Annotated in this window: 30 protein-coding genes; all 30 read left to right on the forward strand. The window is 68.7% G+C overall.

Translation table 11 applies throughout. The annotated features are described in order from the left end of the window. Positions 1–6 precede the first annotated feature (6 nt). Entirely contained in the window at positions 7–1647 is a 1641-nt protein-coding gene (locus OG294_RS14330) for a glycosyl hydrolase family 28-related protein (protein WP_327066886.1), read from the forward strand. Between the two features lie 180 nt (positions 1648–1827). Beyond that, complete coding sequence (locus OG294_RS14335; protein WP_327066887.1) at positions 1828–2208, forward strand: hypothetical protein; 381 nt, start codon at positions 1828–1830, stop codon at positions 2206–2208. A gap of 13 nt (positions 2209–2221) precedes the next feature. After that, on the forward strand, positions 2222–3751 hold the full coding sequence (locus OG294_RS14340) for a hypothetical protein (RefSeq protein WP_327066888.1): 1530 nt from the start codon (positions 2222–2224) through the stop codon (positions 3749–3751). A gap of 24 nt (positions 3752–3775) precedes the next feature. Then, complete coding sequence (locus tag OG294_RS14345; protein ID WP_327066889.1) at positions 3776–5335, forward strand: phage portal protein; 1560 nt, start codon at positions 3776–3778, stop codon at positions 5333–5335. Beyond that, the gene (locus tag OG294_RS14350; protein ID WP_327066890.1) at positions 5319–5462 is read left to right on the forward strand and encodes a hypothetical protein; all 144 of its coding nucleotides are present in this window, start codon (positions 5319–5321) and stop codon (positions 5460–5462) included. Before OG294_RS14345 ends, OG294_RS14350 begins: the two co-directional genes overlap by 17 nt. Before the next feature lie 46 nt (positions 5463–5508). Continuing rightward, positions 5509–5862, forward strand: coding sequence for a hypothetical protein (locus OG294_RS14355; protein WP_327066891.1), 354 nt, complete (start codon positions 5509–5511; stop codon positions 5860–5862). A gap of 26 nt (positions 5863–5888) precedes the next feature. Next, a complete protein-coding gene (locus OG294_RS14360) occupies positions 5889–6872 on the forward strand; it encodes a hypothetical protein (RefSeq protein WP_327066892.1) in 984 nt (327 codons plus the stop codon). An 18-nt stretch (positions 6873–6890) separates the two neighbouring features. Continuing rightward, positions 6891–7289, forward strand: coding sequence for a hypothetical protein (locus OG294_RS14365; RefSeq protein ID WP_327066893.1), 399 nt, complete (start codon positions 6891–6893; stop codon positions 7287–7289). Positions 7290–7448: 159 nt separating this feature from the next. Further along, positions 7449–9227 carry a DUF6582 domain-containing protein gene (locus OG294_RS14370; RefSeq protein WP_327066894.1) on the forward strand — a complete coding sequence of 593 codons (1779 nt, stop codon included), beginning with the start codon at positions 7449–7451 and terminating at the stop codon, positions 9225–9227. A 151-nt stretch (positions 9228–9378) separates the two neighbouring features. Then, a complete protein-coding gene (locus tag OG294_RS14375) occupies positions 9379–10752 on the forward strand; it encodes an SU10 major capsid protein (RefSeq protein WP_327066895.1) in 1374 nt (457 codons plus the stop codon). A 72-nt stretch (positions 10753–10824) separates the two neighbouring features. Then, the gene (locus tag OG294_RS14380) at positions 10825–11094 is read left to right on the forward strand and encodes a hypothetical protein (protein WP_327066896.1); all 270 of its coding nucleotides are present in this window, start codon (positions 10825–10827) and stop codon (positions 11092–11094) included. Between the two features lie 30 nt (positions 11095–11124). Further along, entirely contained in the window at positions 11125–11787 is a 663-nt protein-coding gene (locus OG294_RS14385; protein WP_327066897.1) for a hypothetical protein, read from the forward strand. Positions 11788–11822: 35 nt separating this feature from the next. Continuing rightward, positions 11823–12479 carry an NUMOD3 domain-containing DNA-binding protein gene (locus OG294_RS14390; protein ID WP_327066899.1) on the forward strand — a complete coding sequence of 219 codons (657 nt, stop codon included), beginning with the start codon at positions 11823–11825 and terminating at the stop codon, positions 12477–12479. Then, entirely contained in the window at positions 12476–12973 is a 498-nt protein-coding gene (locus OG294_RS14395) for a hypothetical protein (protein WP_327066900.1), read from the forward strand. Before OG294_RS14390 ends, OG294_RS14395 begins: the two co-directional genes overlap by 4 nt. 57 nt (positions 12974–13030) lie before the next feature. Further along, the gene (locus OG294_RS14400; protein WP_327066901.1) at positions 13031–13237 is read left to right on the forward strand and encodes a hypothetical protein; all 207 of its coding nucleotides are present in this window, start codon (positions 13031–13033) and stop codon (positions 13235–13237) included. Beyond that, positions 13234–14382, forward strand: coding sequence for a phage tail tube protein (locus tag OG294_RS14405; protein ID WP_327066902.1), 1149 nt, complete (start codon positions 13234–13236; stop codon positions 14380–14382). Before OG294_RS14400 ends, OG294_RS14405 begins: the two co-directional genes overlap by 4 nt. 90 nt (positions 14383–14472) lie before the next feature. Further along, a complete protein-coding gene (locus OG294_RS14410; RefSeq protein WP_327066903.1) occupies positions 14473–14829 on the forward strand; it encodes a hypothetical protein in 357 nt (118 codons plus the stop codon). Between the two features lie 116 nt (positions 14830–14945). Continuing rightward, on the forward strand, positions 14946–15068 hold the full coding sequence (locus tag OG294_RS14415) for a hypothetical protein (RefSeq protein WP_327066904.1): 123 nt from the start codon (positions 14946–14948) through the stop codon (positions 15066–15068). 16 nt (positions 15069–15084) lie between these two features. Further along, on the forward strand, positions 15085–15555 hold the full coding sequence (locus OG294_RS14420) for a hypothetical protein (protein ID WP_327066905.1): 471 nt from the start codon (positions 15085–15087) through the stop codon (positions 15553–15555). Between the two features lie 17 nt (positions 15556–15572). Continuing rightward, complete coding sequence (locus OG294_RS14425) at positions 15573–19124, forward strand: phage tail tape measure protein (RefSeq protein WP_327066906.1); 3552 nt, start codon at positions 15573–15575, stop codon at positions 19122–19124. Positions 19125–19133: 9 nt separating this feature from the next. Beyond that, the gene (locus OG294_RS14430; protein ID WP_327066907.1) at positions 19134–21971 is read left to right on the forward strand and encodes a hypothetical protein; all 2838 of its coding nucleotides are present in this window, start codon (positions 19134–19136) and stop codon (positions 21969–21971) included. Between the two features lie 10 nt (positions 21972–21981). Then, on the forward strand, positions 21982–22521 hold the full coding sequence (locus OG294_RS14435) for a hypothetical protein (protein WP_327066908.1): 540 nt from the start codon (positions 21982–21984) through the stop codon (positions 22519–22521). After that, entirely contained in the window at positions 22514–22909 is a 396-nt protein-coding gene (locus OG294_RS14440) for a hypothetical protein (RefSeq protein WP_327066909.1), read from the forward strand. Before OG294_RS14435 ends, OG294_RS14440 begins: the two co-directional genes overlap by 8 nt. A gap of 57 nt (positions 22910–22966) precedes the next feature. Beyond that, positions 22967–23875: a hypothetical protein gene (locus tag OG294_RS14445; protein ID WP_327066910.1), complete on the forward strand. Its 909-nt coding sequence runs from the start codon at positions 22967–22969 to the stop codon at positions 23873–23875. After that, the gene (locus OG294_RS14450) at positions 23875–24324 is read left to right on the forward strand and encodes a hypothetical protein (RefSeq protein ID WP_327066911.1); all 450 of its coding nucleotides are present in this window, start codon (positions 23875–23877) and stop codon (positions 24322–24324) included. Before OG294_RS14445 ends, OG294_RS14450 begins: the two co-directional genes overlap by 1 nt. Then, complete coding sequence (locus OG294_RS14455; protein WP_327066912.1) at positions 24324–24701, forward strand: DUF1003 domain-containing protein; 378 nt, start codon at positions 24324–24326, stop codon at positions 24699–24701. The genes OG294_RS14450 and OG294_RS14455 overlap by 1 nt, the downstream gene beginning before the upstream one ends. 1 nt (position 24702) lies before the next feature. Next, positions 24703–25734 (forward strand): glycoside hydrolase family 25 protein, encoded by a 1032-nt coding sequence (locus OG294_RS14460; protein WP_327066913.1) that lies wholly within the window; start codon positions 24703–24705, stop codon positions 25732–25734. A 28-nt stretch (positions 25735–25762) separates the two neighbouring features. Then, positions 25763–26155, forward strand: coding sequence for a hypothetical protein (locus OG294_RS14465; RefSeq protein ID WP_327066914.1), 393 nt, complete (start codon positions 25763–25765; stop codon positions 26153–26155). Between the two features lie 13 nt (positions 26156–26168). Next, the gene (locus tag OG294_RS41110) at positions 26169–26363 is read left to right on the forward strand and encodes a DUF7620 family protein (RefSeq protein ID WP_442789327.1); all 195 of its coding nucleotides are present in this window, start codon (positions 26169–26171) and stop codon (positions 26361–26363) included. Next, positions 26360–26713, forward strand: a complete 354-nt coding sequence (locus OG294_RS14470) for a putative phage holin (protein ID WP_327066915.1) — start codon at positions 26360–26362, stop codon at positions 26711–26713. Before OG294_RS41110 ends, OG294_RS14470 begins: the two co-directional genes overlap by 4 nt. The last annotated feature ends 23 nt before the right edge of the window (positions 26714–26736 follow it).

Genomic DNA, 26736 nt, shown 5'->3' on the forward strand with positions numbered 1-26736 from the left:
GTCTGCATGGCCCCGGCGGAGTGGCTGGACGTCACCCAGTTCAACGCGCTCGGCGACGGTGCCACGGATGACAGCTCGGCGATCCAGGCGGTCATCAACTCGGCCAGCGCGCAGGGCGGTGCGGTCGTCTACCTGCCCGCCGCGACGTACGCGCTGGGCAGGGCACTGACGCCGATGACGGGCGTGACGCTGCTGGGGGATCCGGGGACGACGCTGATCGCTCTGGTGGACACGGCCATCATCTACGGGTCGACCGTGGCCTGCGCGGACTTCAGCATCGTGGGGATCACGTTCCTGGGTCCAGTCAACGAAACGCCGGCGGTGCCTCAGCGCTCGCGTACCACGAGCGGGTCGGGCGCGCAGACTGCGGTGTTCCTGTCCGGCGACCTGGACTTGTCCGGCTCCGGGCAGGCGCAGATCACGAACTTCGTGATGCGGGACTGCCGGGTGCGGAACATGACGGCGCTGCCGATCCGTATTGGTGGCGTGCGTGGCCGAGTCTCTGTCACGAACTGCGAGTTCACGAACAACCAGGACGTGGGCTTCCTCTACGACGAGGAAGTGATCTTCGCCAACATCCACATCCAGGACTCCGCCGACAACGGCGTCTCCGTCTCCCGCGGCTGCGCAAAGGTCACCGTCACCGGGAACACGATCCAGAACTCCTGCTACAACGGGATCTGGGTCTCCGGCTACGACACCAGCACCGGCCCCACCCAGTTCAGCGTCACCGGCAACACCGTCGTAGGCGTCGGCAACAACGGGATCTATGCAGATGCTGCCCCAACAGTGGGCTCGATCACCGGCAACACGGTCGACTGTGGCTACTACCGCGGCCCCGCCGGACAGGCCTCCACCGCCACCGGCGCCGGTATCTGGATCGGCGGCTACCCCGTCACCAACCGCACGACCCCCACCGCCTACGCGACCGGCATCAGCGTCACCGGCAACACGATCCGGTCCGCGCCCTTGGCCGGGATCTACCTGACCGGCGCCGAGCACGTCACCATCACCGGCAACACGCTCCTCGACATCGGCACCCAGTACGCCGCCGACGGGATCACTCCGATCGCGGCGACCGACACCACGCAGAACATCGGCATCCTGATCGACCAGCCGACAACGGTCACCGACGTGACGGTCGCCCTCAACACGATCGCGGACACGCGGCCCACCCCGTACTGCAACTACGCGCTCGTGCCGTCCAGCACGGCCGGGGTGGCGGCCTACCTCAACACCGGCACCGGTCTCCGCCAGACCCAAGTACTGCCCGACACCGGTCCGGCCCGCACCTGGCAGGCCGCGCAGACCTACCTCGGTCACCAGGTCGCCGCCGGCACACCGGTCACCGTCACCGCCGGGGCGCAGTCCGCCACGGCGACCGCGGGCAGCAACGGGGCCTTCGACGGCGCCGGAGTCATCAACACCGTGGCGGTCTCCGCTCCGGCCGCCGGGACGATCGCCACCGTCACCTACGCCACCCCCTACGCGACGACCCCCAAGGTCGGGCTCACCGCACGGAGCGCGGCCACCGTCACCGCCGGGACCTACACCACCGCCGAGAGCGTCAACGGGTTCTCCATCGCCACCGCCGCGGCCCCGGCGGCCGGGGCGGCCCTGTCCGTCAGCTACCAGGTGAAGGGGTGAATTGTGGCCGAGAAGTGCAGCGCCAAGACACGCCAAGAAGAGAGCGCCGAGCGCTGCGGACTCCCTGCCGGCTGGGGTACTGATCATCCCGGGATCGGTAGGTGCAAGCTGCACGGAGGGAAAACCTCAGGCCAGCGTGTCAAGGCGGACCGTACCCGCGTCGATCGGGAGATACGTTCTGTGCTGGCCGAACTCGACGTCGCCCCGGTTGACGACCCGCTGACCGCGCTGATGCAGTTGGCTGGGCAGGTACTCGCCTGGCAGGAGGCGACCGCCGACCTGGTCAACCGGCTCGGCGACCAAGTGCGGTACGAGGGCATGGCGGGCGGCGAACAGCTCCGCGCCGAAGTCCAGCTCTACGAGCGCTCGATGGACCGCGCCGAGAAGGTCCTGTCGTCGATCGCCAGACTCAACATCGAAGAACGCCTCGCCCAGATCTCCGAGGCGCAAGCCGACCGGGTCCTGGCCGCGATCGATGCCGCCCTTGCCGCGGCCGGCCTGGCCGGAGCCGAGGCGACCAGAGCCCGGCAAGTCGCCGCCCGCCATCTCCGCGCCGTGTAGCAAGGAGGAGGCCATGCGGGCCGACCCGCTCCTGCTGGCCGCCGAGCGGATAGACACGCCGCCGGTGAACCCGTTTGACGGCTTGAACTTCACGCCGAACCCGGGCCCGCAGTCGACGTTCCTGTCCTTGCCGGACGAGAACCTCGACGTGCTGTACGGCGGCGCCGCAGGTGGGTCGAAGAGCACCTCGCTCCTCATGTACGGGCTTCGGGCCTGCTACCGCTGGCCGGGGCTGCAGGCGTTCTGGTTCCGCCGCTCGTTCCCCGAGCTGGAGCAGTCCGTGCTGCGGATGCTTGCTCGCTACAACTTCGCCCGCGCGCTCGGGGGCCGCTACAACGGGTCCACGCATGAACTGCGGTTCAGCAACGGGTCGGTGTTCACCTTCGGGCATGCCAAGAACATCAGCGAGGTGTCGGCTCTTCAGTCCGCCGAGATCAACCTGCTGCTGATCGACGAGCGCACCACCATCCCGCCGGACGTCGTGGACCAGTTGTACGTCCGCGTCCGCTCCGGCGTCGCCGGCGTCCCCTGCCTGGGTATCCGCTCCGCCACCAACCCCGGCGGGATCGGGCACTCCCGGGTCCGCGCCGAGTACGTGGACGCCACCGGGCACGGCGAACGGGAGATCGAGGACGGCAACGGTCGTCGGAGGATCTTCATCCAGGCCCGCGTGTCCGACACCCCGCAGCTCGGCGACGAGTACAAGCGGAACCTGCAGGGCCTCGACGAGAAGATCCGCAAGGCGTATCTCGAAGGCGACTGGGGTGTTTTCGCCGGCCAGGCGTTCTCCGAGTGGCGCTACGACCGGCACGTCGTCCAGCCCGTCACCGTGCCGACGTCGTGGCGGCGCTTCGCTGGCGTCGACTGGGGCTACACCGCCCCGTGGGCGGTGCTGTGGGGCGCGGTCGACGAGGACGACCGCGTCTGGATCTACCGGGAGTTGTACGCCACGCAAGTGGCCGAGTCGGAGCAGGCAAAACGGATCGTCGCCGCCGAGGAGGGCGAAGCGGTCGCCGCACGGTACGCAGACGATGCGATGTGGGCCAGCCGCGGCGAGGCGAAGCCGATCGCGACGGTCTACTCGGAAAACGGCGCCCACCTCACCGCCGCCGGCAAGGGGCCCGGAAGTCGGATCTCCGGCTGGCAGCGCGTCCACTCCTACCTCGCCGAAGCACCGGCTTGCCCGCACCATCGGGCGCTGGGCTGGGAGACCTGCCCAAGGCTCCACGTGTTCCCACAGGCCGAGAACCTGATCCGCACGCTGCCGTCCCTGCCTCACGCGACGGTCGGCAACCCGGAGGACATCGACACCAAGGCGGAGGACCACGCGCCCGACGCTTTGCGCTACCTGCTGATCAACCTGGGTGGCGGCCCCTCATTTCCGCTCTTCGACGCCCCTGAGGGCAACGAGGAACTCGACCAGCTCCTGCAGGCACTCGGCCCGACCGTCGCCTACCGACCGCGTGAGGACCCGGGCACTGACCCGTGGGACGAGCAGGACGAGCCGCAGCGCGGCACTACCAGACCGTCGCCCTTCGTCTGACCACCAATTCGAGGGGAGGCCGCCATGGCCTGGGGTTCCTCCCTGATCAGCCGCCTGCGCCGCGACCGTGAGCAGCCGATCCACGAAGCCGCACTGCCGGGCCCGGCGAAACTGCCCGAGCGGGCCGGCTACGAGTACGGCATTCCGGTCGGCGGCCTGAACGAGTACCGGCAGGGCATGGGCACTGCGACCCAGACCGACCGGTCCTCGATCATGCAGGAGCTGTACGAGGCGTACCTGTCGTGCCCGTGGGCGTGGGCGTCCATCAACGCTGTTGCGCGCACCATCACCGCGGGTGGCCTCGTCACGGACTGGGACCAGGACGACGGTGAGGGCGACCAGGAGACCCCGCAGAAGCCGCCGGAGGTCCTGGCGCTGGAGCGCCTGCTGGCGTACTGCAACCCCAGTGAGGACATTCGGCAGCTGACCCGCATGGTCATCACGGACCTGCTGGTGTTCGGCGATGCGTTCATCGAGGTGTCCTGGGTCGGCAACCAGCCGGTGGCGCTGTACAACCTGGACTGCCCGACGATGTTCCCGATCGCGGACGAGCACGGGCAGATCACGAAGTACGTGCAGGTCACGGAGTTCGGGCAGCGCGCCGAGTTCGAGCCGCGTGAGGTCATCCACATCGCACTGGATGCTCCCCGAAGCGGCGTGTTCGGGGTGTCGCCGACGCAGGCCGCCCTCCTGCCGATCACGGCGTGGCTGTTCGCCGCATCGAACGGCAAGGAGATTTTCCGCAAGGGCCAGCCGCCCACGGTGCACGTGGATTTTCCGGCGGGCATGCAGCAGGCCGAGATGAACCGTTGGCTGCAGCAGTACGCGGCGCGGAACATCGGGCCGCGGAACCTGGGGACGCCGATCGCCACCAAGGGCGGGGCGACCCTGGTTGAGCTGGCCCAGGGCAAGACCGCTGACCTTGAGAGCTTCCTTGACCAGAAGCGGGACGAGATCCTGGCGTGCTACGGGGTCCCGCCGTCGAAGGCCACGGTGATCGAGTCCGGGAATTTGGGCGGGGGAACGGGAGAGGCGCAGGATAAGACGTTCCGGGTGAACACGTGTGACCCGATCGCCCAACTGGTCCTGGAGAAGATCAATTTCCATGTGGTCCGCCAGGGATTCGGCATCCAGGGCTGGCACTTGAAGTTCCGCGACATCGACATGCGGGACAGTCAGACGATCGAGACGATCCGCGACACGCGGCTCCGCAACGGCTCCTGGACGCAGAACAGGTACCGGGCCGAGATCGGCGAGCCCCCGATCGCGGGCGGCGACGACGCGGTGCTGGTCGACAGGCAGAACCTCGTGAAGTGGTCCGACATGGACGCCATGTCGAAGGCGGGCATCGCGATGAAACTCAAGGGCACCGCACTGGAGCCCTCGGCCCCCGCCGACGGCGAACCCGTCACGTTGGAGAAGCCCGCCCCAGCGCCGCCAGCGCCCTTCGCCGGCCAGCCACCGCCGCAAGTGCCACCCGACGTCGACCCCACATCCACCGAGGCCCTGCACAGCGCCTACCGGGCCCGGCTTCGCGAAGCGCTCGCCGTCCTACCAGGAGGTGTTGATGAGTACGCCGCCTGACGAACAGCCCGATCCGCCGGCCTGGCCTCCGCCCGGCGACACGGCCGCGCTGGAGCCGGACACGCTGCCGGAGCATCCGCTACGGGCCCAGGACGTCGCCGCGCTACTGCCCAAGGAGATCGGTTAGCCGATTCCCCTGCCCTGCTCGTATCCCGTGCGGCACACTGCCAGCCATGACGAGATCGATCCCTCCCGCCCCTCGCCCGCCAGTTGGCACGCCCATCACCTTCAACCTGAAGGGCACTCAACTGGTCGTCGACACCGGGGCGCTCTTCTCCTGGAAGGCGCCGATAGCAGGCGCGTCGATCCACACCCTCGACAACACCGGGAAACGCACGACGATCACCCGGGTTGCCCTGATGGGGCCACTGGCTCTCCTCGCGAAGAAGAAGACCGGCGACGTGAACGTCGTGGTCGTAGGCGCCGACGGCAGCACGGCCACCGCGAAAGTGAAACCGCGGCACGCCCAGGCCATCATCACCTGGGCTGTGGCCTTCAACGCCTGGAGTGAGGCGACCAGGGGCTGACCCACGGGCCGGGACAGGGGGTGGGCGTGCCTCACCCCCTGGAGCCCTACGCCCGGCTGGCCTTTGCCGCCGGGTTCGCCACGGCCGACGCCCCGATCACCGAACGCTTCCAGATGGCCTGCGCCACCGCCGTACAACTCGCGGTCGAGCGCCGCAACGACCCCCTTGTCCTCGAAGCCACCGTCGAACTGGGCCGACTGGAGGGCATGTGGGCGCAGCTCTTCGCCCGCCGCGACCATCTGATCACCCGCTACACGGGCAGTGTCTCCGACGCGTGGCGCCGCCTCATCCGGCCCCGCGCACTGCGTGACCCGCTGCACAACTTCCACGCAGACCTCGGACCGCGCGACCAAGAACCGGACCGGACGACGGTAGAAGCCGCCGCCTCGGCCGCCGCCCGCGCAATCCTCCAAGCCCTCCCGCTCACCGCCGGCTGGGCCGCGATGCGCGCCGCCATCCGCGACGCGCTCGCCGCCGGCCGCGCCGAGGGAATCGTCGACGCGGTGGCCATCGCAGCGGCGCGAGCACGCCGGGACGGCCTCAACTGGGATGCAGCGTTCGACCGGGCCTACCAGCAGTTGGAGCGCCTCGGTGACCTATGGGGTGAGGCCGACGAGTGGGCCGGGCGGATCGCCGCCCGCGCCGAAGCCGATCTCCGGCGCCTACTCGTCGCCAAGGCCGCCGAGGGAGGCGGCTTCGAGGACACGCTCGATGCGGTGACCGACCATCTCACCGGCGAGAAGATCGCCGCGGTCGGATTCGGCATCGACTGGGCCATGACCGCCTCCGCCGTGCAGGCCGCCCTCGGCCTCTACCAGGCACAAGGCGCCCAGACCATCGACTGGATCACCGTCGGGGACGGTCGGGTCTGTCCGACCTGTGAGAGCAACGAGGACGCCAGCCCCTGGCCGATCGACCAGGTCCCTGAGGCTCCCGCACACCCAATGTGCCGTTGCGTGCTGTCCGCCGACATCGACCCGGACCGGCTCGACCGCTGGTTCACCACCTGACGTCCCGAGGAGGACCCAGTGGCCCCCTACAATCCGGTGCCCCGCACCCTGTGGGACCTGGCGTCCTCGGGCCTGGGCACGACGCTGACCGCATCGGGGAACAGCGGCACCACGCTGATCGACCTGCTGGACGTCACCGACGTGTGGCTCTCGCTCTACGTTGCAGGCACCTCGACCGGCACCAGCCCCACGTTGCTGGCGCAGCTGGACGTGCAGGACCCGGATGGCAATTGGTTCCCGCAGGTCGCCAAGACTGCCCAGCTGACGTCCGCCCCCAACTACTCCTCCGTCAGCGCCGGCCTGCACATTGCGTCGACCGGCTCGATGGTGCTGCCCCGCTGGTGCCGGGTCGCATGGACAGTGGGCGGCACCAGCCCAGTGTTCCCGCAGGCCTCGATCTGCCTCACCGGCCGCTGACCATCATGTACCTGCGCCCCACCCGCCCGGCTGGGCGGCACCACGACGACGCCGCAGACGAGGCCACGCTCCGTGACGCCCTCATCGTGGCGATCGAGCAGGACCCCCGAGTGCGCGCCGCGATTCTGCGGCTCTTCGCCGAGCAGAGAAGGAGCGCTGATGGCGCCGATCGCCACCGTGACCGGGACCGCGATCCGGCCCGGCATCAGCAAGAACAACCGCCTGTACACCGCCGAGGCCATCGGCAAGGCCGTCGCCCGGGCGCAGCAGCGGATCGCCGACGGCGGCATGCCGTTGACAACCCTGACGCACCATGAGGCCGGCGACGATTCCACCCGAATCGTGGGCCGGATCACGTCGATGACCCACGAGGCCGACGGGTCCGCCCGCTACACCGCGATCCTCGCGGACACCACCCACGGCCGCGACATCCACGGGCTGATCTCCGGCCCCGACCCCGTCCTGCGGGGCGTCAGCATCCGCGGAGCGTGGCTGGGCCCGGTCCGCCGCGTCCAGCAGGACGGCCGCACCGTCGAGACCGCCGACGACCTGGAGCTGGACGGCCTGGACTACACCCGCAAGCCGGGCGTAGAGGGCGCGGGCATCGACAGCGTCAATCCGGTCCCCGCGCAGCCACGCGAGTCCGACGGCACCGCACGCATGCCGATCGCCGAGTCCGCGCCGGAGGCGACCGTGACGATCAGCGAGGCCGCGACCCCGCCCATGTCGAAGCGCGACTCGGGCCTGAAAGGTGAGGGCGGCCCGTACGCGGACCCCGGCTACCTGAAGGACAAGAAGCAGCGCTACCAACTCGACACCAAGGCCCACGCCAAGGCTGCCTGGGGCTACATCAACCAGGCCGACAACGCCCGCCAGTACACGTCCGCGCAGCTGAAGCGGGTCAAGGCGCGGATCGTCAAAGCGTTGAAGGCCTTCGGTGTCACGGTCGCCACGCAGGAGCGCTGGCTGATCGACCCCGCCGTGCAGGTGACCGAGGCGCTCGCCGAGTGCTGGGACATGCCCGCCTCGCCCAGCAACCTGTACATCAGCCTCACGAACGGCCCGACGACCGTCACCGTGTCCAGCCAGCTCCTGGACGCCCACGACCTCGACGCGGTCGGCCGCGCCGCTATGGCAGGTGCCTGCGACGCCCTCGCCAACCTCGATCCGGACATGGACGCCGACATCGACGTGCCCGGCGCCGAACCCGAAGACACCGACCACGACATGGACAGCGAGGACGACGACATGGCTGACGCCCCCGGATCCGCCTGCTCGTGCGGCTGCGGCTGCGCCGTTCCGCACCCGATGGCGGTCGCCGACGGCTGCCCGTGCGCCTGTGGCTGTGACGTCTGCAAGTCGGCCGACGCCGGCACTGGCGAGTCCACCCCCGAGACCCCGGCGCCGGAACCCGCCGCCGAGACCCCCACCCAGGAGAAGGAGCCCGCCATGGCGGAGTCCACCACCCCGGCGGCCGAGACCCCGGGCAGCACCACCGACAGTGGCCTCGATGCCCTGTCGGCGAAGTTCGACAAGCTCACAGACGCGATCGCCGGCATGGTGACCGCGATGGCCGCCAAGCCGGTCGAGGCCGCACCTGCCCCAGCGGCACCCGCGGTCGAGTCTGCTCCGGAGCCGGTCGCTGAGACCCAGGAGCAGATGATCGCCCGGCTCGTCGCCGAGGGCGTCAAGGCCGCGCTGCCGAAGGCCGTCCAGGAACACGTCGAGCAGTCCGGGCCGCCGACCCGAAAGGGCCTGGTCGCGTCGGTCGCCGAGAACGGCCCGGCCGGCGCCGGAACCGAGCCGGGCTTCAACGAGCACGGCGTCCCCTCGGACTGGCCCAACAAGCCGCTGCACACGTACACCGCCGACGAGCGCATGCGCTACTTCGGTCCGGCGGTGCGTCAGCACGTCCTCAAGGACCGCTTCGTCGGCTGACCCGCCGCGCCGCTCCAGCACGCAGTATCTGACCGCCGGCCACGTGGCCGGTGCCCTCAAGGCAGTGATGGTCCCCGGCTCCGCCGCGCACGCGACGGGGCCTTTCCCATGCCCGCATGCGGGCCATCACTCGCCGAAAGGGTGAGAATCCATGCCGTCCGAGCTCCGTGAAGCGCTCAACGTCGCAGGTGCATCCGCACTCGTCCCCAAGATCATCGACCCGGTTCTGCTGGAGTACCAGCGCCGCTACAGCCCCCTGGTCCGGTCCATCCCCACCCAGGCCTGGAACGCCGACCAGTACTACTTCAACCAGCGCACCCAGGTCGCCGCCGGCGGCTTCGTGCCCGACGGCGGAGCCCGACCGGTCTCCAACAGCACTTACGTCCAGAACAGCTTCACCATGAAGCACGTCCAGGTCGTCGGCGCCGTCACCGGCTACGCCCAGGAGGTCACCCGGCAGGTCATCGGAGACCTGCGGGAGACGGAAATCGAGGGCTCCATGCGGGGCCTGTACTGGGACATCGAGACCGGCATCTGCTGGGGCAACGCGGCCTCGACCCTCACCGGCGCGCAGCCGCAGTTCGACGGCCTTGACAGCCAGGTCGCCACCTTCTCCGGCGGCTACCAGAACGCCATCGACAAGGCCGGCGGCACCATCTCCCTGGCCTACCTGGACGAGCTCATCGACATGGTCGAGTCGAACGCGGCCATGCCCGTCTTCGACGACACGTGGATGATCGTCCTGTCGAACACCGCCGCGTCGAAGATCGCCCAGCTGCAGACCTCGCAGCAGAGGTTCGTCGACACCGTCGAGGTCGCCACCGGCCTGATCGTGCCGACCTACCGCAACATCCCGCTCGTCAAGACGAGCTTCCTGCAGGCCCGCGGCTACGGCATGGGCACCGTCACCGCGGCGACCGCCACCACCGGCGGCAGCATCCCGCTGTCCACCACCTACTACTACAAGATCTCGGCCGTGGTCGCGAGGCAGGGCGAGATCGGCGTCAGCGGCGAGGTCTCGCAGGCCACCGGCTCCGGCACCTCCACCAACACCATCACCCTGTCCTTCTCGACCCCCTCGGGCCTGGACGGACTGCAGCCGCAGCTCTACAAGGTGTACCGCTCCACCACCACTGGCACCGAGACGCTGCTCGGCTACGTCGATGGCACCGTCGGACTTGCCTCGGACGGCGTCACCCCGATCCTCACCACGTCGATCGTCGACACGGGCACCGCGCTCATCCCGCAGAACGGCTCCACCGTCCCGGGCACCCTGCCGACGTCGTACTACGGCACCAACACGGCGATGCTGCCGCCCGCGACGGGCCAGGAGAACATCTACCTGATCTCCCGGGACCGCAACAACGTCGTGCGCCCGTACGTGCGTGAGGCGACCCCGCTCGACGTGTACCCGACGACTGCGGCGCCCGACACGATGCCGTACGCCGTCGTGACCGACACCACGCTGGCTATCCGTGCGGCCCGCTACACCGGGCGTCTCGCCCGCGTCGCCACCGCGGTCTGACCCATCAGCCGGGCGGCGGCACCGACATCGCGCCGCCCGGCTTCCCATCCCCTACTGCGACCAGGAGCCGCCATGCCCACCGTCCCCCTGCGCAAGCGCCTCGCCGGGTCCGACTCCTACGGTCATGCGTGGCCCGAGGACGGCTCGGTCATCGACGTCGACTACGAGCAGGCCATGGACCTGCTGGCGATCCCCGACGCCGGCTTCACCGTCGCCGACCAGCCCACCACCCAGGGCGAACCCGCCCCCGAGCAGGGCGAGTTCAGCGAGGTCGAGCAAGCCGGCCAAGACGCCACCGACATCCCGGCCAAGCGGCCCTACCGGCGCCGCACCCCGTCCTGACAGCACCCGCACAACGAGGGGAGGTGACCCGTGGCCGACTCCCCCGTTCCGCTGGCGTCCGTCGCATCCCTGGTCGAGGGCCCGTTCGCCGACCTGGTCCGCTCCTACTCCACACAGGCCCAACAGGACCTGATGATCGAGGCGACCCGCGCCTGCGAAGGACACGTCGGCCGCCGGCTCGCCCCGTTCACTCAACTCCCCGAGTCCCACCGGGCCGAGGGCATCGACCCGGACGAGTACGCGGACTCGGCGAACCTGCCGATGGACATCCAGGGAACCCTGGGCCGCTCGTACGCGATGGCTCTCGGGGCGAGTTCACTGGTGCGGCACGTCTGGCTGAACGAGTACGCGCCGCGGCACGCCGAGTACTGGCAGTACGCCAACCTCAACATCTCCCTGATCCGGTCGTACGGCGGCACTCAGAGCGTGACGGGCGCCCAACTGCTCACCACGTCGGCGGACACCGGGCACGTCTTCTTCCAGCTCGGCCTGTTCCTGCCGATCGGCACCACCATCCAGATCTCCTATGACGGCGGCTATCAGACGATCCCCGCCGACCTGGCACGAGCCTGCAAGTACATGGCGGGCTCGATCGCCGTCACCGAGCTCGACCCCACCATGTCGCGCGGGCACGACCCGGACATTCTGCGCGGCAAGGCCGAGGACCTCCTCGACGCGTTCATGCGGGCTTAGCCGTGGCCTGGGGATTCCACCACCCTGGCCACAAGATGTCGGCGACCGCGAAGGCGAAGATCTCGCAGCGGCTGAAGGGGCGCCCGCATCCGCATCGCGGCCATCCCCTGTCCGCTGCGGCCCGCGCGAAGATCTCCGCGAAGCTGAAAGGACGCCACCACCCCGGCCACACAATGTCGGCGGCGGCCCGCGCAAAGCTCTCGGCCAAGCTCAAGGGCCGCCATCACCCGGGCCATGCCATGTCCGCCGCGGCTCGCGCCAAGTTGTCGGCGAAGCTGAAGGGCAAGGCCCACAAGGGCTCGCACCACAAGATGTCGGCCGCTGCCAGGGCCAAGCTCAGTGCCCGGCTGAAGGGGCGCAAACGCAAGCCGATGTCGGCCGCTGCCAAGGCGAAGCTCAAGGCCCGGCTGAAGGGCCGCAAGGGTAAGCCCCTGTCCGCTGCCGCGAAGGCCAAGCTGAGCGCCCGCCTCAAGGGTAAGCACCACAAGGGCTCGTCGAAGAAACGCGGCCCGATGTCGCCGGCCGCGAAAGCGAAGCTGGCGGCCCGGATGCGGGGCAAGCGGCACAAGGGCAGCCACCGCAAGCGCGGGCCGCTGTCCGCCGCCACAAAGGCGAAGATGGCCGCCGCCCGCAAACGCCGCCCCCGCAAACAGGCCCCCCGGAAGACCACACCCCGCAGGAGGCGCCGGTGACCACCGCTGACGCGTGCGCCCGCGAGGCGGCATGGCTCTCCACCACAGGCGACACGCTCCCGTCGCTCCTGTCGGCCACCGGCGGCCCCTGGGACGTCATCCAGGCCTACCTGCCCAGAACCCCGACGCAGCAGAGGACGCAGATCTACGTGCTGCGCCGGCGCCTGGTGACCGCCCGCTTCGCACAGCAGCGCCGCATGGCGACCCACCACTTCCAGTTGTCGCTGGTGTGGCCGGTCGGTGCGACCGCCAGCGGCCCACAGATCGCCGAGCTGGAGCAGACAGCCCTGGACTCGGCGGTGGCACTGCTGGTGACCAGGATTGAAGGCCTCGTCAACGACAAGAGCCACGGAAACCGGTTCCTGTCCGTGGCAGAGGCACCCAACGGCTCGACCATCGACGTCGAATACGACGACCCGGCCCAAGGCGTCGCCAACGGCTTCTTCGCTGCGACCGTCACCTACACCGCGGACGACGCGGACTACACCAACTGACCATCTGCGGGCCCACGCTGAGCGTCCGGGCCTGCTCACCCATGCCCGGAGGACCGCGTGCTGCAGCGCAATCCCCACCCGTACGCGCTGGTCGTGCCGGACATCCCGGCAGAGGTCCAGCCCGGCGAGACCACTGACTGGCCACGCCCGATCGTCGGCTTCGAACCGGTCGCCGATGACGCCGCGCCACTCCCGCCGGAGCCCGCCCCCAGTAAGAGGAAGGCCGCCGCGCCGGCCCCCACCGGTGAGGAGCCGACCCCGTGACCCAGCTCTCCAAGCTCGCAACACTCGGCCTGGCCAAGGAGGTCACGCCGAACACCTACCTGGTGCCGACGATCGCGGTCCCGTTCACGAAGGCGGATTTCGAGGACGTCATCGCGAAGCTGGACGACCAGTCGTGGCGCGGCAACGACACCGTCATGCAGGGCGCCTACCCGGGTCCCGAGCACGCCACCTGGGACATAGACGTCATGGCCTACCCGGACCTGGCCGGGCACCTCTTGTGCGCGGTGATCGGACCGGACACGGTGACCGCGGGCATCTCGACGACGCTGTCCTCGACGACGACCGCGGGCGCGACGAGCATCCAGACCGCCGCGACGATCCCGAGCGGCTCGACCGTGAGCATCGGCACCGGCGCGACGCTGGAGTACTTCGTGTCCGGTTCGCCGACCGGTACGGGCCCGTACACGATCCCGGTGGCGACGCCGTCGGGCGGTCTGACGTACGCGCACACATCGAGCGTGCAGGTCAGTACGCCGACGACGCACACGTTCAAGCAGTCGCCGGGTACGGCCATCCCGACGTACTCGCTGACGGTGTACGACACGACGCAGTATCTGGGCTACTCGGGGCTGAAGTTCACCGACCTGCAGATCAAGATCGACCCGAAGGCCGCGCTGTCGTTCAGCGTGAAGGCGCTCGCGTTCCCCGGCACCGTGCAGAGCTCGGTGTCCGAGTCGTACACCCAGCTGACCCCGTTCCTCGGCTGGGAATGGACGTCCACGCAGAACGCCGTCGCCTCCACCCGCGGCCTCACCCTCGATCTGACGGTCAAGCGGGCCGGCGAGGCCATCAACTCCAGTGATGGGACGCAGGCGCCGCGTGAGATCTTCGTCGGCGCTCTCGAAGCGGACGGCACCTACAAGGCGATCTTCGAGAACCAGACCGACATCAACCTGTTCCTCAACTACACGCAGCAGGCGATGACCGCGACCATCACCGGCCGCCTCCTCGACGGCTCCCCCTCGCTGGCGGTCACCATGAACAAGACCGTGTGGTCCAAGGGCAAACGCGACATCGGCAGCGCCTACGTGCAGGCCGACTTCGACATCAGCGGCCTGTACAACGCCACCGACGGGGGCGCCGTCTCCGCCGTCCTCAAGAACTGGACCACCGCGTCCTACTGACCCCAACTCCCCGGCCGCGCCCCGTTGGAGGACGTCGGGCGCGGCCGGGGCCTGACGTCCTCCAACGTCCTCAGCGAAGGAGCCCCACCCATGGCCGGCTACGGCAACCGCACCATCCTGCTCGACTTCCCGGAGTTCTCCGAGGAGGGCGACCGCGTCCACGTGATCATCCGCAATCCCAGGCTCGTCCCCGTGCAGGACCTCATTCCCGATGAGGTCCCGGACGGCCCAGACGGCAAGCCGGATCAGAAGGCTCAGCTCGCCTCAGGCATGGCGATCATCGCGAGGCTGGTCGTCGCCTGGCACGTGTACGACGCCACCTCCATGGCCGAGGACCAGCCCCTGCTGGGGCTGCCCGCCAGCGCCGAACTCGTCGCCAAACTGCCGATGGAGATCCAGAACCGGATCAGCGACGAGATCGCGAAGGTCCGCAACCCGGGAGCCTAGGGCCGGACGACCCGTACCTCACAGATGTCCTCTGGGTAGCAGAGAGCATCTACGAGGGGACATGGTCGTCCGGCCCTCCACCGGACGAACTCGTCGATTTCGAGATCATGCGGGAGATGGGCTGGACCTGGCAGGAACTGCAGGACACCCCCTGGTACGTACGACGGTTCACCTGGGACCTCATGTCGACGCGCCGCGAAGCCGAGCACCGCATCAACACGCGGGCCGCCCGCGGCTGACCGGGAGGGGGCAGCCGTGCCGGAACTCAACGCCGCATCCCTGCAGGCCGCCCTCTCCCGTATCAGGAGCCAAGGCATCAAAGCCTGCCGCACGGGACTCATCGGGGCCGCCGATGCCGTGGTCAAACAGGCGAGGACCAACGCCACGAACGGCAGCCACGCCTGGGGCACCCCGACTCCGGCCCGCCCGGGCGCCGGTCCGGCGGTCATCTCCGGAACGCTCAAGAACTCGATCACCCGCGAAGCGGTCGTCCGGAACCCGGTCGGCTGGACCACGAAGGTCGGCCTCCAGCCAGGGCGTACACCGCCCTACGGCAACCACCCGACCGAGTCCAGCAAGTACGGCCTCTACCTCGAAACCGGCCTGCGCAACGGCGCCACCTATCCGTTCCTCGGGCCGGCAGCCAAGATGGCCGGCATTCAAGCGAACGTGACGTTCTCGCAGGCGTTCGCCGTCACGAGCTGGACCACCGACACCACCGACTGAATCTCCCAGGGGGTGTCGTGGCCGAGGTTGCAGACCTGTGGATCACCCTGAGTGCGATCACGGAGCCGTTCACCGTCGGCCTGGCCGAGGCCGGCGGGATGGTCGACGACTTCATCGCCCAGTTGGAAGCGCTGACTGCTGCCGCGACGGAGGCAGGCACAAGCCTGGGCGAGATCGGGGCCGCAGGCGCGGCGGAAGGCACCGAAGCAGCGGCCGGGTTGGAGCGCCTGGCCGCTGCTGCGGACACGGCCGCGGCATCGATGGAACGCCTGGCGGTTGCTTCGCGGGAATCCAGCGCGGCCTCGACGGAGTCCGCGGCATCATCTGACCTGCTGGGTAACAAGGTCCTCGGGCTGGGCGGTGCGCTGGACACTGTCACCACTTTCGGGGCGCTGGGCGTCGCGGGGATCAGCGTCGAGGCCGTGAAGATGGCCAGCACGTTTCAGAGCTCCACGACTCGGCTGGTGACCTCGGCCGGCGAGTCGTCCTCGGCCATCGACATGGTCCGCCAGGGCATGCTGAACATGGCCGGGCAGGTCGGCGTCTCTGCCGACGACCTGTCGCAGGCCATGTACTACGTGGAGGCCGCCGGCTATCACGCAGCGGACGGTCTGACGGTTTTGAAGGCGTCCGCGGAGGGTGCCGCGGCTGAGGGCGCCGACACCACAACGGTCGCCAAAGCCCTGACCGACGTCCTGGTGGACTACCACCTGAAGGCGTCGGCGGCGGCGAACGTAACCTCCCAGATGATCGCGGCGGTTGCGCACGGCAAGACGAACCTTCAAGATTTTTCTTCCGCATTCGCATCGATCGTGCCCGCAGCGAGTGCAGCCGGCATCTCCTTCCAGGACGTCATGGCGGCCCTGTCGAACATGACGAACCACGGGTTCACCGCGCAGAGGGCCAGCCAGAATCTGGCGCAGGCACTGCGGTCGCTGCTGAATCCGACGAGCACGATGGCAACCGCATTCCAGGAGTACGGCCTCTCCAGTGACGTCCTGAAGCAGAAGCTGAACGGGCCCAACGGGTTGACCGATGCGATGGAGTACGTGTCGCAGGCGGCAACCAAGGCCGGCAAGGAAGGCACCCCGGCCTTTGCCGCGGCGCTGAAGGCGATGATGGGCACCGCCCCGGGCGCCAACGCTGCCCTGGCCACGGTTGGTGCCAACTTCCAGGCGACGTCCGACACGATCAAAGCAGTCGGTTCCGCGACTGCGGACGCGTCCGGCAAGGTGCAAGGCTTCGCCCTGGTCCAGCAGACGCTCGGCCAGCAGCTGAAGCAGCTGCGCGCCGGCTTCGACTCGGTGATGATCCGCCTCGGCGACTTCCTGATTCCGCAGATCAGCAAGTTCATCGACCTGCTGGAGAAGCGGGGCGCCCCGGTCGTCCACGACTTCACCTCGGCGATCTCGGGGATCGCTTCGGGCTTCACCGGGAAGACTGCGAAGCCGGGCGAGGGCGCGGTGGAGACGACCGCGGGCGGCGAGCAGCACGGCGGTGCGCTGGCGGCGCCGGTGCCGCTGACGCCGATGCAGGAGCTCGGCAAGGTGTTGCGGGAAGTCTCGGACGACATCGGCACATTCATCGATGCGGGGCGCCGCCTGGCGGACGTCCTGATGAAGGAGGTCGTCCCGCAGGCGGAGAAGATCGGTGGCGCCGCGATCCTCGGCGGTCTGCTGGCCGTCGGCGGGGTCCTCAAGGACGTGGTCGCGCCGGCCATGTCCGACTTCGCGAGCTTCGCGGAGAAGCACAAGACGATCATGACGTGGATCATCGACGGCTTCCTGATCCCGCTGACCCTCCGACTCACCCTGCTCGCAACAGTGAAAACCGTCAGCGCAGTCGCCGGGCTGGCCAAGGACATCGTCAACTTCCCCTTTTCTCAAAGCAAGCAGATCCTCGACCAGCTGACGAGCATCAAGAGCAACCTCTTCGGCACTGCCGCCACCACGGACGCCGAGGGCAACACAATCTCCGCGATCCAGGGCTTCTTCCCGAAGATCGGCAGTGCCATCTCGGCCGGCTGGGCCTCCTTGAAGTCCGGCGGATCCGCGGCCGGCGACCTCCTCTCCGGGGCCTTCAGTGCCACCAAGTTCCAGCTCCAGTCGTACATCGGCGCGTTCAAGCAGGCCGGATCGACCATCGCTTCCACCGTCTCCGACTGGGGCTCCTCCATCGGCGACGCCGTGAAGAACGTGATGCCGACCAAGGTCGACGCCAGCCTGTTCCTGCAGTCCGTCAAGGACAAGGGGTCGGACGTCGCGGGTGCGATCTCCGGATGGAGCAGCTCGGCCATGCAGTCCGTCCGATCCCTGGGCGGCGGCATCGCCGGGACGGTCCGCGGCTGGGGCACCTCGCTCGGCACCGCGATATCCGGGTGGGCGAGCAGTGCGACGACCGCGGCACAGGCCATCGGCAGCCGGATCACCACCGGCCTGTCCGCTGGGCTGTCCGCTCTCGGCTCCAAGACGGCAGCGATCTGGCAGGGCCTGTCGGCTGCGGTGTCCGCTGCGGGCACTGCGGCCAAGGGTGCGCTGGAGTGGATCGTCGCCTCGGGGAAGGCCGCGTTCGATGCCGGTGTGGAGGCGGCCACGGCCGCGGCGTCCTGGATCGCGCAGAAGGTCGCGACCCTGGCGTCGGCGGTGGCGGACGGTGTGATGACGGCCGCCCAGTGGCTGCTGGATGCGGCATTGGATGCCACCCCCATCAGCTTGGTGATCATTGCGATAACGGCGCTCGTCGCAGCGATCGTGTATGCGTGGAATCACTGCACGGAGTTCCGCGTCGTGGTCGAGGCGACCTTCCAGGCTGTCGCGGACATCGCCCTGTGGCTGTGGCACGACGTCTTCGAGCCGGCGTTCCGCGGGATCGCCGCAGTCGCAGTCTGGCTCTGGCAGAACGTCCTGTCGCCTGCCTTTCACGGCATCGCCGATGTCGCCCTGTGGCTGTGGCACAACGTCATCGACCCTGCCTGGCAGGGGATCACCTCGGCGATATCGACCGCGGTCGGGTGGATCGCCGGGCTGCCGGGGCAGATCGCCAGCATCTTCGCTGACGCCGGCCGCTGGCTCTGGGACGCCGGCTCCAAGATCATCAGCGGTCTCGTCAACGGCATCAAGTCGGCCATCGGCTCCGTCAAGAGCACCCTGACGTCCCTCACCAGCGACCTGACCTCCTGGAAAGGCCCGCCGGAGAAGGACGCCAAACTCCTCACCCCCGCCGGCGAATCCCTGATCACCGGCCTGATCCAAGGCATCACCAACAAGATCCCCGCGCTCAAGTCCCAGCTGACCGGGATCACAGACCACATCGGCAGCCTGTCCCCCACCATGACCGCCAACCTCGCCCTCACCGGCACGGGCAGCGGGTCACTGACGGGCGCCGCCGCCCCCTACGGATCGCTCGCCGCAGGCCCCACTCCCGGCGGCAGCACGCCCACCTACGTCCTCAACGTCACCGTCCAGGGATCCGTGCTCTCCGAGCAGGAGCTGCGGACAGTCATGGAACGCCAGATGTACCAGCTCGGAATGCGCAACTCCCAGACCTGGCAGCAATACGCCCGACGCTAGGAGGCCAGCGTGGCAATCAACACCAACTGGCCCCTCATGCTCCACGAATGGGGCCCCCACTGGACATGCAACGGTGGCGCCCAGCCCCTGGACCGCTACCTGGAGGTCACCAGCCGCACCCGGGGCCGCATCGCCGTCCAGCGCGGACGCCAATACGAGCTGGACCAGATCCGCAGCGGCACCCTGAACACCCAATGGCGGAACCAGGACGGATCCCTGGACCCCCTCAACACGGGCGGCCCCTGGTACGGGCACATCATGCCGTACCAGCCCGCTCGCATCCGTGCCCAATGGCCGCCGACCGTCAATCTGTTGACACAGGTCCAGGCGACCGGCGGTGACCTCGGCGGCTACTCGCCCGGCCTGATCCCCGGCGGTCAGCAGGGCATCTCGGTGTTCTCTCAGACGGACAGCACCGGCGGCAGTATCGTCGCCTCCGGAACCGCGTGGCAGGGGAGCAACGTATTTCAGTTCGCCGTGCCGGCATCAAGCGCCTCAGGGTTGTGGCCGTGCTGGACACCCCAGGTGCCCTGCGAGCCCGGCACGACGTACAGCATCCAGATGCAGGTCCGCAACGTCACCGGCAGCACCAGCCTGCCAGTGCAGGCGTTCCTGCGCTGGGTTGATCCGACCGGCACGACCATCTCCACGGTCGTCGGCAGCCCGACCACGCTCGTCGGGTCGTCTACCGCTACGTGGACCCAGGTCACCGCAACAGGCACAGCCCCCTCGAACTCCGCTTACTGCATCAGCGGTGTGGCCCTGTCCTCGGCGAGCCCGTCATCGGCGACGGTACTGCAGGCCGACGGCTGGCAGGTCGAGAAGGCGGCGGCCCCAAGTACATGGGTCGCTCCGGGTGTCACCTACCCGGTCTGGGCCGGCTTCACCGAGCGTTTCCCGTCCTCCTGGACCATGTCGGGCACCTACGGGATCGTGTCCCCGACCGGCGTCGACACGCTGTCCCTCTTCAGTCAGCGGACCCTGAGGGACCCGCTCACCGAGGAGTTCTACTCCATCGGCCCGCGGTTCCTGTACACGCTCGGCGACCCCCAGGGCGCGCAGACGTTCACCGACGCAACCGGCGCCTACCCGCCGGCTCCGCTGGGGATCTCCAAGTACGGTGCGGGAACGCTGACGTCCGGCAATCAGATCACTGCAACGACCAGCAGCGGTACGTTCACAGGGTCCACCGGAACGGTCGTCACCGTGTCCAATCCCAGTCCCGGCACCAACATCACGGCGCCGGCCACCTACATCAGCCTCGGCTCCGCCGGGATCAAGGGCCCCGCCGCCCCGTCCGGGTCCTGGACCCGCGCCATCGCCTTCCGCTACACGGCCGGAACACCCAGCACGGTCGCCTACATCTGGTCATGCTTCGGACCGCAGTCAGGGGGATCACAGTTCGTCATCTTCATCACCTCCAGCGGCCAGGTCGAAGCATTCATGTCCGGGCCCACTGGCTTCGCCTACAGTTTCCCCGTCAGCCCCAGCCCCAACGTCGCCGACGGGAACTGGCACCTCTTCCTGTTCGCCTACTCCCACGCCACAGCCTCCGCATCCGTCAGCCTCGACGGCTCAGCCACCAACTACGTGTCGGTGGACCCCCGGTGTGAACCGACCGGGCTGATCAGCGACAACCTGGGCGGATACGTCGACCCGACAGTCGGCAACGGCACCGCATTCAACTACCAGGGCGACCTCGCCTTCGCCGCCGAGTGGCCGACAGCCTTCGGAGCCACCCAGTTCACCCCCATGTACCAGGCATGGAAGTCCGCGTGCACAGGGGACTCCTCGGACACCAGGTACAGCCGCATCCTCGGCTGGGCAGGCTTCAGCGGCCCCACCAGCATCCAGACCGGCCTGACCACGAGCATGGGGCCCGCGGCCACCGACGGACAGGACGTTCTGACCGCGCTACAGGCCGTCGTCGACACCGAGAACGGCGCGCACTACGTCGACAGAGCCGGGGTCGTCACCTTCAGAGCGCGCTCCGACCGCTACAACTCGCTGACCCCAGTATGGACTTTCGGGGAGAACGCGGCCGGCGGTGAGATCCCCTACGAGGACGCCGCAACCGAACTCGACCCCACTCGGCTCGCGAACCAGATTGCTGTCACCCAGGAATCGACCAACCAGGCCTTCTCGGCGCAGGACTCCACCTCGATCGCCGACTACTTCACGCGCCAACTGACCCGAACGATCAACACCACGAGTACCCAAGAGTGCCAGGACGCCGCGAACTACCTCCTCAGCAGGTACAAGCAGCCAACTGTCCGCGTCAGCAGCATCAAACTGCACCCCTCCGCCAACCCCGCCCTGCTATGGCCGGTCTGCCTGTCGCTGGAGCTGGGGATGCGGGTGCGCGTCATGCGGCGCCCCCCGGCGCCAGCCCCCACCGATCAGATCGACTGTTTCGTCGAAAACATCGCCTGGGAATTCGGCGACGACGGCGAAGCCTGGGTCACCCTCCAGTGCAGCCCGGTCGACCCCACCCCCTACGGCCTGTTCGCCAGCTTCCACACCACTCTCGCCAACTCCCCGGGGGCGGGCTCGACCACCATCAGCATCAACGCGGGCGCCGACAACATCAATCCGGCCGCAGCCCAGATCGGCCCCGGTCAGCAACTGATCCTCGGACTGGGAACAGCCAACCAGGAAACCGTCACCGTCTACTCCGTCGGCTACGCCACCGGCACCTGGACAACCGCCAGCGTCGCCCTCCAGGCCGTCACCACCAAATCGCACTCAGCAGGCGACACGGTGTGCGAGCCGCTGCCGGCCGGTGTCTCGGCAGCCAACACCTGGGACAGCACCAGCCAATTCGGATCAATCGCCTTCGCATACTGAGGGAGCTGCTTTGGGCCTCGCAATCCCCATCCTCGCATCAGAAGTCCCGGGCAACTATGTGACGTCGGCCCTGTGGAACGCCAACGTCTACAACGGTCTGACGTACGCGCAGCAGCCGCCGGACTTCGTCGGCTACCAGTCCACGGCCCAGTCCATCCCCACGAGTTCGTGGACAACGCTCAACTTCGACACCAGTCCCACCGACACGTACGGCGGCCATTCCGCCGTCACGAATCCTTCCCGGTACACCTGCCAGGTGGGGGTGCCGGGCTGGTACACCTGCTGTGGCGTGTACGCCCCGACCGGGAACGCGACCGGGTTCCGGGCCGTCAAAATGCAGGTCAACGGCGTGGCGGTCCTCGGCGGGGCCGCCTACATCAATGCGGGCGCGGCTGTTGAGCTGGGTGTCGTCACCCCCACGAAGGACGTCTTCCTCAACGTCGGCGACTACGTGGAGATTTGCGGCTACCAGAACACCGGCAGTGCCCTGAACACAATCCTGGACGGGGACTTGAGGACCGGACTATGGGTGAGGTGGTCTCATGCCTGACATCGCGCCGACGGCCGCCCCGCTGGCAACCCTGACGCCAAGCGTGCAGTGCACCCTGTGCGGCGCAGCACCGGTCGCGCACTGGTGCCGGCGCCCCACCGCCGCAGAGCTGAATGCCCTCGTGGCGGCGACGCAGCAGAAGTTCGGAGATGCAGCGGCGGTCCCGACCGCGACCGACACGGCCGTCACCGTGTACGCCTGTGCGGTGCACGCCATCCAGCTGGAAGCCGCGGCACAGGTACATGAGGCCACCTGTACGGCCCCGTGCGTCGCCCATCTACCGGGGTGCGACTGCACGCCGGAGCCCCCGCCGCCTGCCGCTCCGCCCGGCATCACGACGACTGCCCTGACCACCGGCTGGGTGGTCCCGGCCCCACCTGCAAGCTGACTCCAAACTCTCAAGCCCCGCCGCCGTGCGGGGCTTTCGCATGCCCGGAGGCATCGCATGACCCTCACGTTCCGCGGCGGCCGGCTCCCGGCCCAGCCCACGCGCGCCGCCCTGCAGGCCGGCCCAGCCCTCGCGGCGCTGCCCGCTCCCCCGGCATCCTCCGACTGGCTCACCCCCGTCCCCGCGGCGGACTGGGGGATGCTGGGCAACGACGAGTGGGGCGATTGCACCTGCGCTGGCGTCGGGCACAAGCGGATCGGTGACGTGTACGTCAACCAGCAGCACCAGGTGCTGGCCGTCACCACCGCCGACGCGCTCGCCCTGTACTCCGCCGTCACCGGGTTCGACCCGAACGCGGGCCCGTCGGGCGACAACCCGACCGATCAGGGCGCTGTCTGCCAGGACGTGCTGCAGTACTGGCAGAAGAGCGGGTTCCTCGGCGAGAAGATCGTGGCGTTCGCCAAGGTCGACCTGTCGAACCTGACCGCCGTGAAGCAGGCCATCGCCACCTTCGGGCAGGTCTACACGGGCTTCAACTTCCCGTCCAGCGCCATGGACCAGTTCAACAACCACCAGGCCTGGGACGTCGTCAAGGGTGCCAGCATCGAGGGTGGCCACTGCGTCACCATCGGCGCCTACGACGCCACCGGCCTGGAGTGCGTCACCTGGGGCGCGGTCCAGAAGATGACCTGGGCGTTCTTCCAGAAGTACTTCGACGAGGCATGGGTGATCGTCACCCCCGACTTCGTCAGCGCCGCGACGGGCAACGACGTGCTCGGCGCGTCGCTGTACCAGCTCGGCCAGGACTACGCCGCACTGACCGGCAAGCCCAACCCGATCCCCGCCCCGGCCCCGCAGCCCCAGCCGACCCCGAGCCCCACTCCGACGCCCACGCCTGCCCCGGCCTCGGCCGACGCCACGTTCGCTGCGGCGGCGCACACCTGGCTCACCGCGAAGGGGCTGTGATGGCCACACCCGACCCCCACGAGGTCGCCGCCCACGACCAGAGCGAATCGCACCGCTACGTCGTGCACTACCCCGAGCACGGCTCCCGGCCCGGAGACCCCCACTACAAGGACTTCGACCACTACCACCGCGCTACCAAGGACGACCCCGAGTTGTACCAGTGCGCGGTCGGGAGGCGCCGCGGCGACTTCTCGGACTGCACCCTGGATAAGCCGCTGGAGCTGCATCACACGCACATCGAGTGGGCGCTCCAGAACGAGGTTGACCTGGCGCTGCTGGCCCGCCAGTACCCGGGCGTGGACACGCCCGACGAGGTGGGGGCCTGGGTGGAGACCGCCGAGAACCTTGAGTGGCTGTGCCAGTTCCACCATCGCGGGCATGGCGGTGCGCATGTTGCATCGGCCAGCGACTTCGAGGGGCAGCACTTTGTGAGGGGGCTGATCAGCTGATGGCCATCAACCCCCACCCGGCAGTGGAGCACCCTCACCAGGCATTGAACGACCGCCTCGGCGACAAGATCAGCGCGGTGTTCGGCTCCATGACGACGTTCTGGCTGCTGGTCGGCTGGCAGCTCGGCTGGATGGCGCTGGCCGAGGCCAGCATCTGGCTGTTCAAGGGCGACAAGTACCCGTTCAGCTTCCTGCTGTTCCTCTCGAACTTGATCCAGCTGTGGGCGCTGCCAGTACTCGGCAACACGGCGAACCGGGCGGACGCCAAACGGAACCTGAAGGCCGACTCGGATCACCAGGCGCTGACATACCTGGCGCAGCGGTCCGACCAGATCGCCGAGCACCTCGGCCTGTCGCCCATGCAGGGCGGTGACTGAGGTGGGGATCTATGGCCAGGACTGGGCGAGTTACCAGTCGGCGACGCCGGACACGACCGGCTTGTCCTTCGCGTTCATCAAGGTCACCCAGGGCATGACCTACACCAACCCCGAGTGGACCGCGCAGCGCGACCACGCGCGCGGGGCGGGGCTCGTGGTCGGGTACTACCACTACCCGAACATGGCGAACTCGCCGCAGACCGAGGCGGATCGGTTCCTCGCCCTGGCGCTGCCGGCCGCAAGTGAGCTGCTGTGCCTGGACTGGGAGGGCTACGACACGGCCAACTCGGCTGTGCCGCACGCGACCCAGCTCGCCTACAAGGAGGCGTGGCTCCGGTACGTGAAGTCCAAGGCACCCCATCTGCCGGTTGGGCTGTACTGCAGCCTCGACTACTGGGACAACATCGACACGACCGGATACGTGCAGGATTTCCTGTGGATCGCGACTGCGGGCCTGCCTGCCGGGCAGCCGGGGATCCGGGCGCACTGGATGTTCCACCAGTTCAGTGACAGCGGTAGCGCCGACCAGGACTACTGCCCGCTCGGCTCCACGGCTGCCCTCCGCCAGTGGGCACTCTCGTTCCAGCCCCCTCCCCCGCCTGCACCCGCACCCCAGCCGCAGCCGGCGACCCCGGCGCACCCTCAGACAGGAGACGACGTGGCTATCGGACAGATCCCGGCAGGGTTCGCCTGCAACCCCAGCGGCCTGATCACCGACCGGAGCAAGGCCGGTGTGATCCCGCTGCCGACGTTGGGCGACTCTCGCTGGCCCTACAGCATGGTCGACTTGTCGTTCGCCTGCGATTTCACGGACGCGCTGACGACGCCGATCCGGCTGCGCGTCGCGGTCCACAACACCGCTGGCGGCTGGCGCATCCAGATGGTCGACATCAAGTCCACGGACGCGCGGGCCCACGTGTGGCTGCAGTCCGGCGACGACAAGGCCAGCGTCTGCCGGGTCCCGCTGACGGCGACGGACACGGCGTCTGACGTGCCGTGCTCCTGGCTCGTCGAAACGCGCCTGCAGGCCTGACCTTGGTTCCGTCGAGCGATAGGAGCCCGTGATCTGGGCCAACGCGGTAGAGGGGGCTCCGGGTGTGATGGGCATCAGCCTGCTGCAGGGCGGCGCGGCTGGGCTGGTGATGCTGATCGTGGTGCTGGTGCTACGAGGCGCGCTGGTCCCGCGGTCGACGGTGCGGGATGTCAGGGCGGACCGGGACGCGCGGCTGGCGGACCGGGACGCACGGATCAAGGAACTGACGGCGGAGCGGGACACGTGGCGAGCCGCCTACGAGACGTCGGAGGCCGGCCGTCACCTTTCCCAAAGTCAAACCGGGGAGCTGCTGGAGCTGTCCCGCACCGCCGCGCACCTGTTGGCGTCGTTGCCACGGCCTGACCGGGAGGTGACAGCCGGTGCCACGGTGGATTCGGAGGCTGTGGCGTCGCCGCCCTGACCCGGTGTCGCTGGTGCGGCTGGCGCCGCGCACGACGCAGGGCCAGAGGGAGGCGGAAGCGGCCCTGCGCCGGTCCGAGGCTGACCGGATGGCCAGCGAGGGGCAGGCCGGCGAGGTGGCTTGGGCCGCAGATCAACTGAGGGGGCTCAGAGAGCTCAACCATTTCGCTGATGCGATCCGGTTGACGCTAGAAGGAGGCGCCCGATGATGTTGGCCATTGCCGATCTTTCTCGCCTGAACTGGTCCCAATTGGCGAACGCCGGGGCGTCGGCACTGATCGCCCTGTCGTGCGTCCGGACGGTGCTGGTGTATCGGCGGGCTCCGTGGAGAAGCAGCCGGGTCGGGCGGCACATGATGACGGCGACCCTCAGCATCGGTCTGCTCGGCGCGTACACCGTCGCGGCGACGCTGTGGCCGACGGGGTGCATTGCGGACGTCCTGCGGGTTGTGCGCGTCGCCGTGCTGATCATCCTCGCGGTGCTCATGCACCAACGGGCGCGGATGGTTGCGGACGGACGCCGCGGCAGAGTCGAACCGATGAAGGAACCCCAGCAGTAGCAGCGCCCCTGTCTGGCCTTCGG

This window comes from Kitasatospora sp. NBC_01302 (assembly GCF_035976515.1).
Taxonomy (GTDB): domain Bacteria; phylum Actinomycetota; class Actinomycetes; order Streptomycetales; family Streptomycetaceae; genus Kitasatospora.

Bases quoted from the DNA above. Each gene is read 5' to 3' on its own strand.
- OG294_RS14330 (WP_327066886.1), top strand. From the start codon at position 7: ATGGCCCCGGCGGAGTGGCTGGACGTCACCCAGTTCAACGCGCTCGGC.
- OG294_RS14340 (WP_327066888.1), top strand. From the start codon at position 2,222: ATGCGGGCCGACCCGCTCCTGCTGGCCGCCGAGCGGATAGACACGCCG.
- OG294_RS14345 (WP_327066889.1), top strand. From the start codon at position 3,776: ATGGCCTGGGGTTCCTCCCTGATCAGCCGCCTGCGCCGCGACCGTGAG.
- OG294_RS14350 (WP_327066890.1), top strand. From the start codon at position 5,319: ATGAGTACGCCGCCTGACGAACAGCCCGATCCGCCGGCCTGGCCTCCG.
- OG294_RS14355 (WP_327066891.1), top strand. From the start codon at position 5,509: ATGACGAGATCGATCCCTCCCGCCCCTCGCCCGCCAGTTGGCACGCCC.
- OG294_RS14370 (WP_327066894.1), top strand. From the start codon at position 7,449: ATGGCGCCGATCGCCACCGTGACCGGGACCGCGATCCGGCCCGGCATC.
- OG294_RS14375 (WP_327066895.1), top strand. From the start codon at position 9,379: ATGCCGTCCGAGCTCCGTGAAGCGCTCAACGTCGCAGGTGCATCCGCA.
- OG294_RS14380 (WP_327066896.1), top strand. From the start codon at position 10,825: ATGCCCACCGTCCCCCTGCGCAAGCGCCTCGCCGGGTCCGACTCCTAC.
- OG294_RS14390 (WP_327066899.1), top strand. From the start codon at position 11,823: ATGTCGGCGACCGCGAAGGCGAAGATCTCGCAGCGGCTGAAGGGGCGC.
- OG294_RS14410 (WP_327066903.1), top strand. From the start codon at position 14,473: ATGGCCGGCTACGGCAACCGCACCATCCTGCTCGACTTCCCGGAGTTC.
- OG294_RS14415 (WP_327066904.1), top strand. From the start codon at position 14,946: ATGGGCTGGACCTGGCAGGAACTGCAGGACACCCCCTGGTACGTACGA.
- OG294_RS14440 (WP_327066909.1), top strand. From the start codon at position 22,514: ATGCCTGACATCGCGCCGACGGCCGCCCCGCTGGCAACCCTGACGCCA.
- OG294_RS14445 (WP_327066910.1), top strand. From the start codon at position 22,967: ATGACCCTCACGTTCCGCGGCGGCCGGCTCCCGGCCCAGCCCACGCGC.
- OG294_RS14450 (WP_327066911.1), top strand. From the start codon at position 23,875: ATGGCCACACCCGACCCCCACGAGGTCGCCGCCCACGACCAGAGCGAA.
- OG294_RS14455 (WP_327066912.1), top strand. From the start codon at position 24,324: ATGGCCATCAACCCCCACCCGGCAGTGGAGCACCCTCACCAGGCATTG.
- OG294_RS14470 (WP_327066915.1), top strand. From the start codon at position 26,360: ATGATGTTGGCCATTGCCGATCTTTCTCGCCTGAACTGGTCCCAATTG.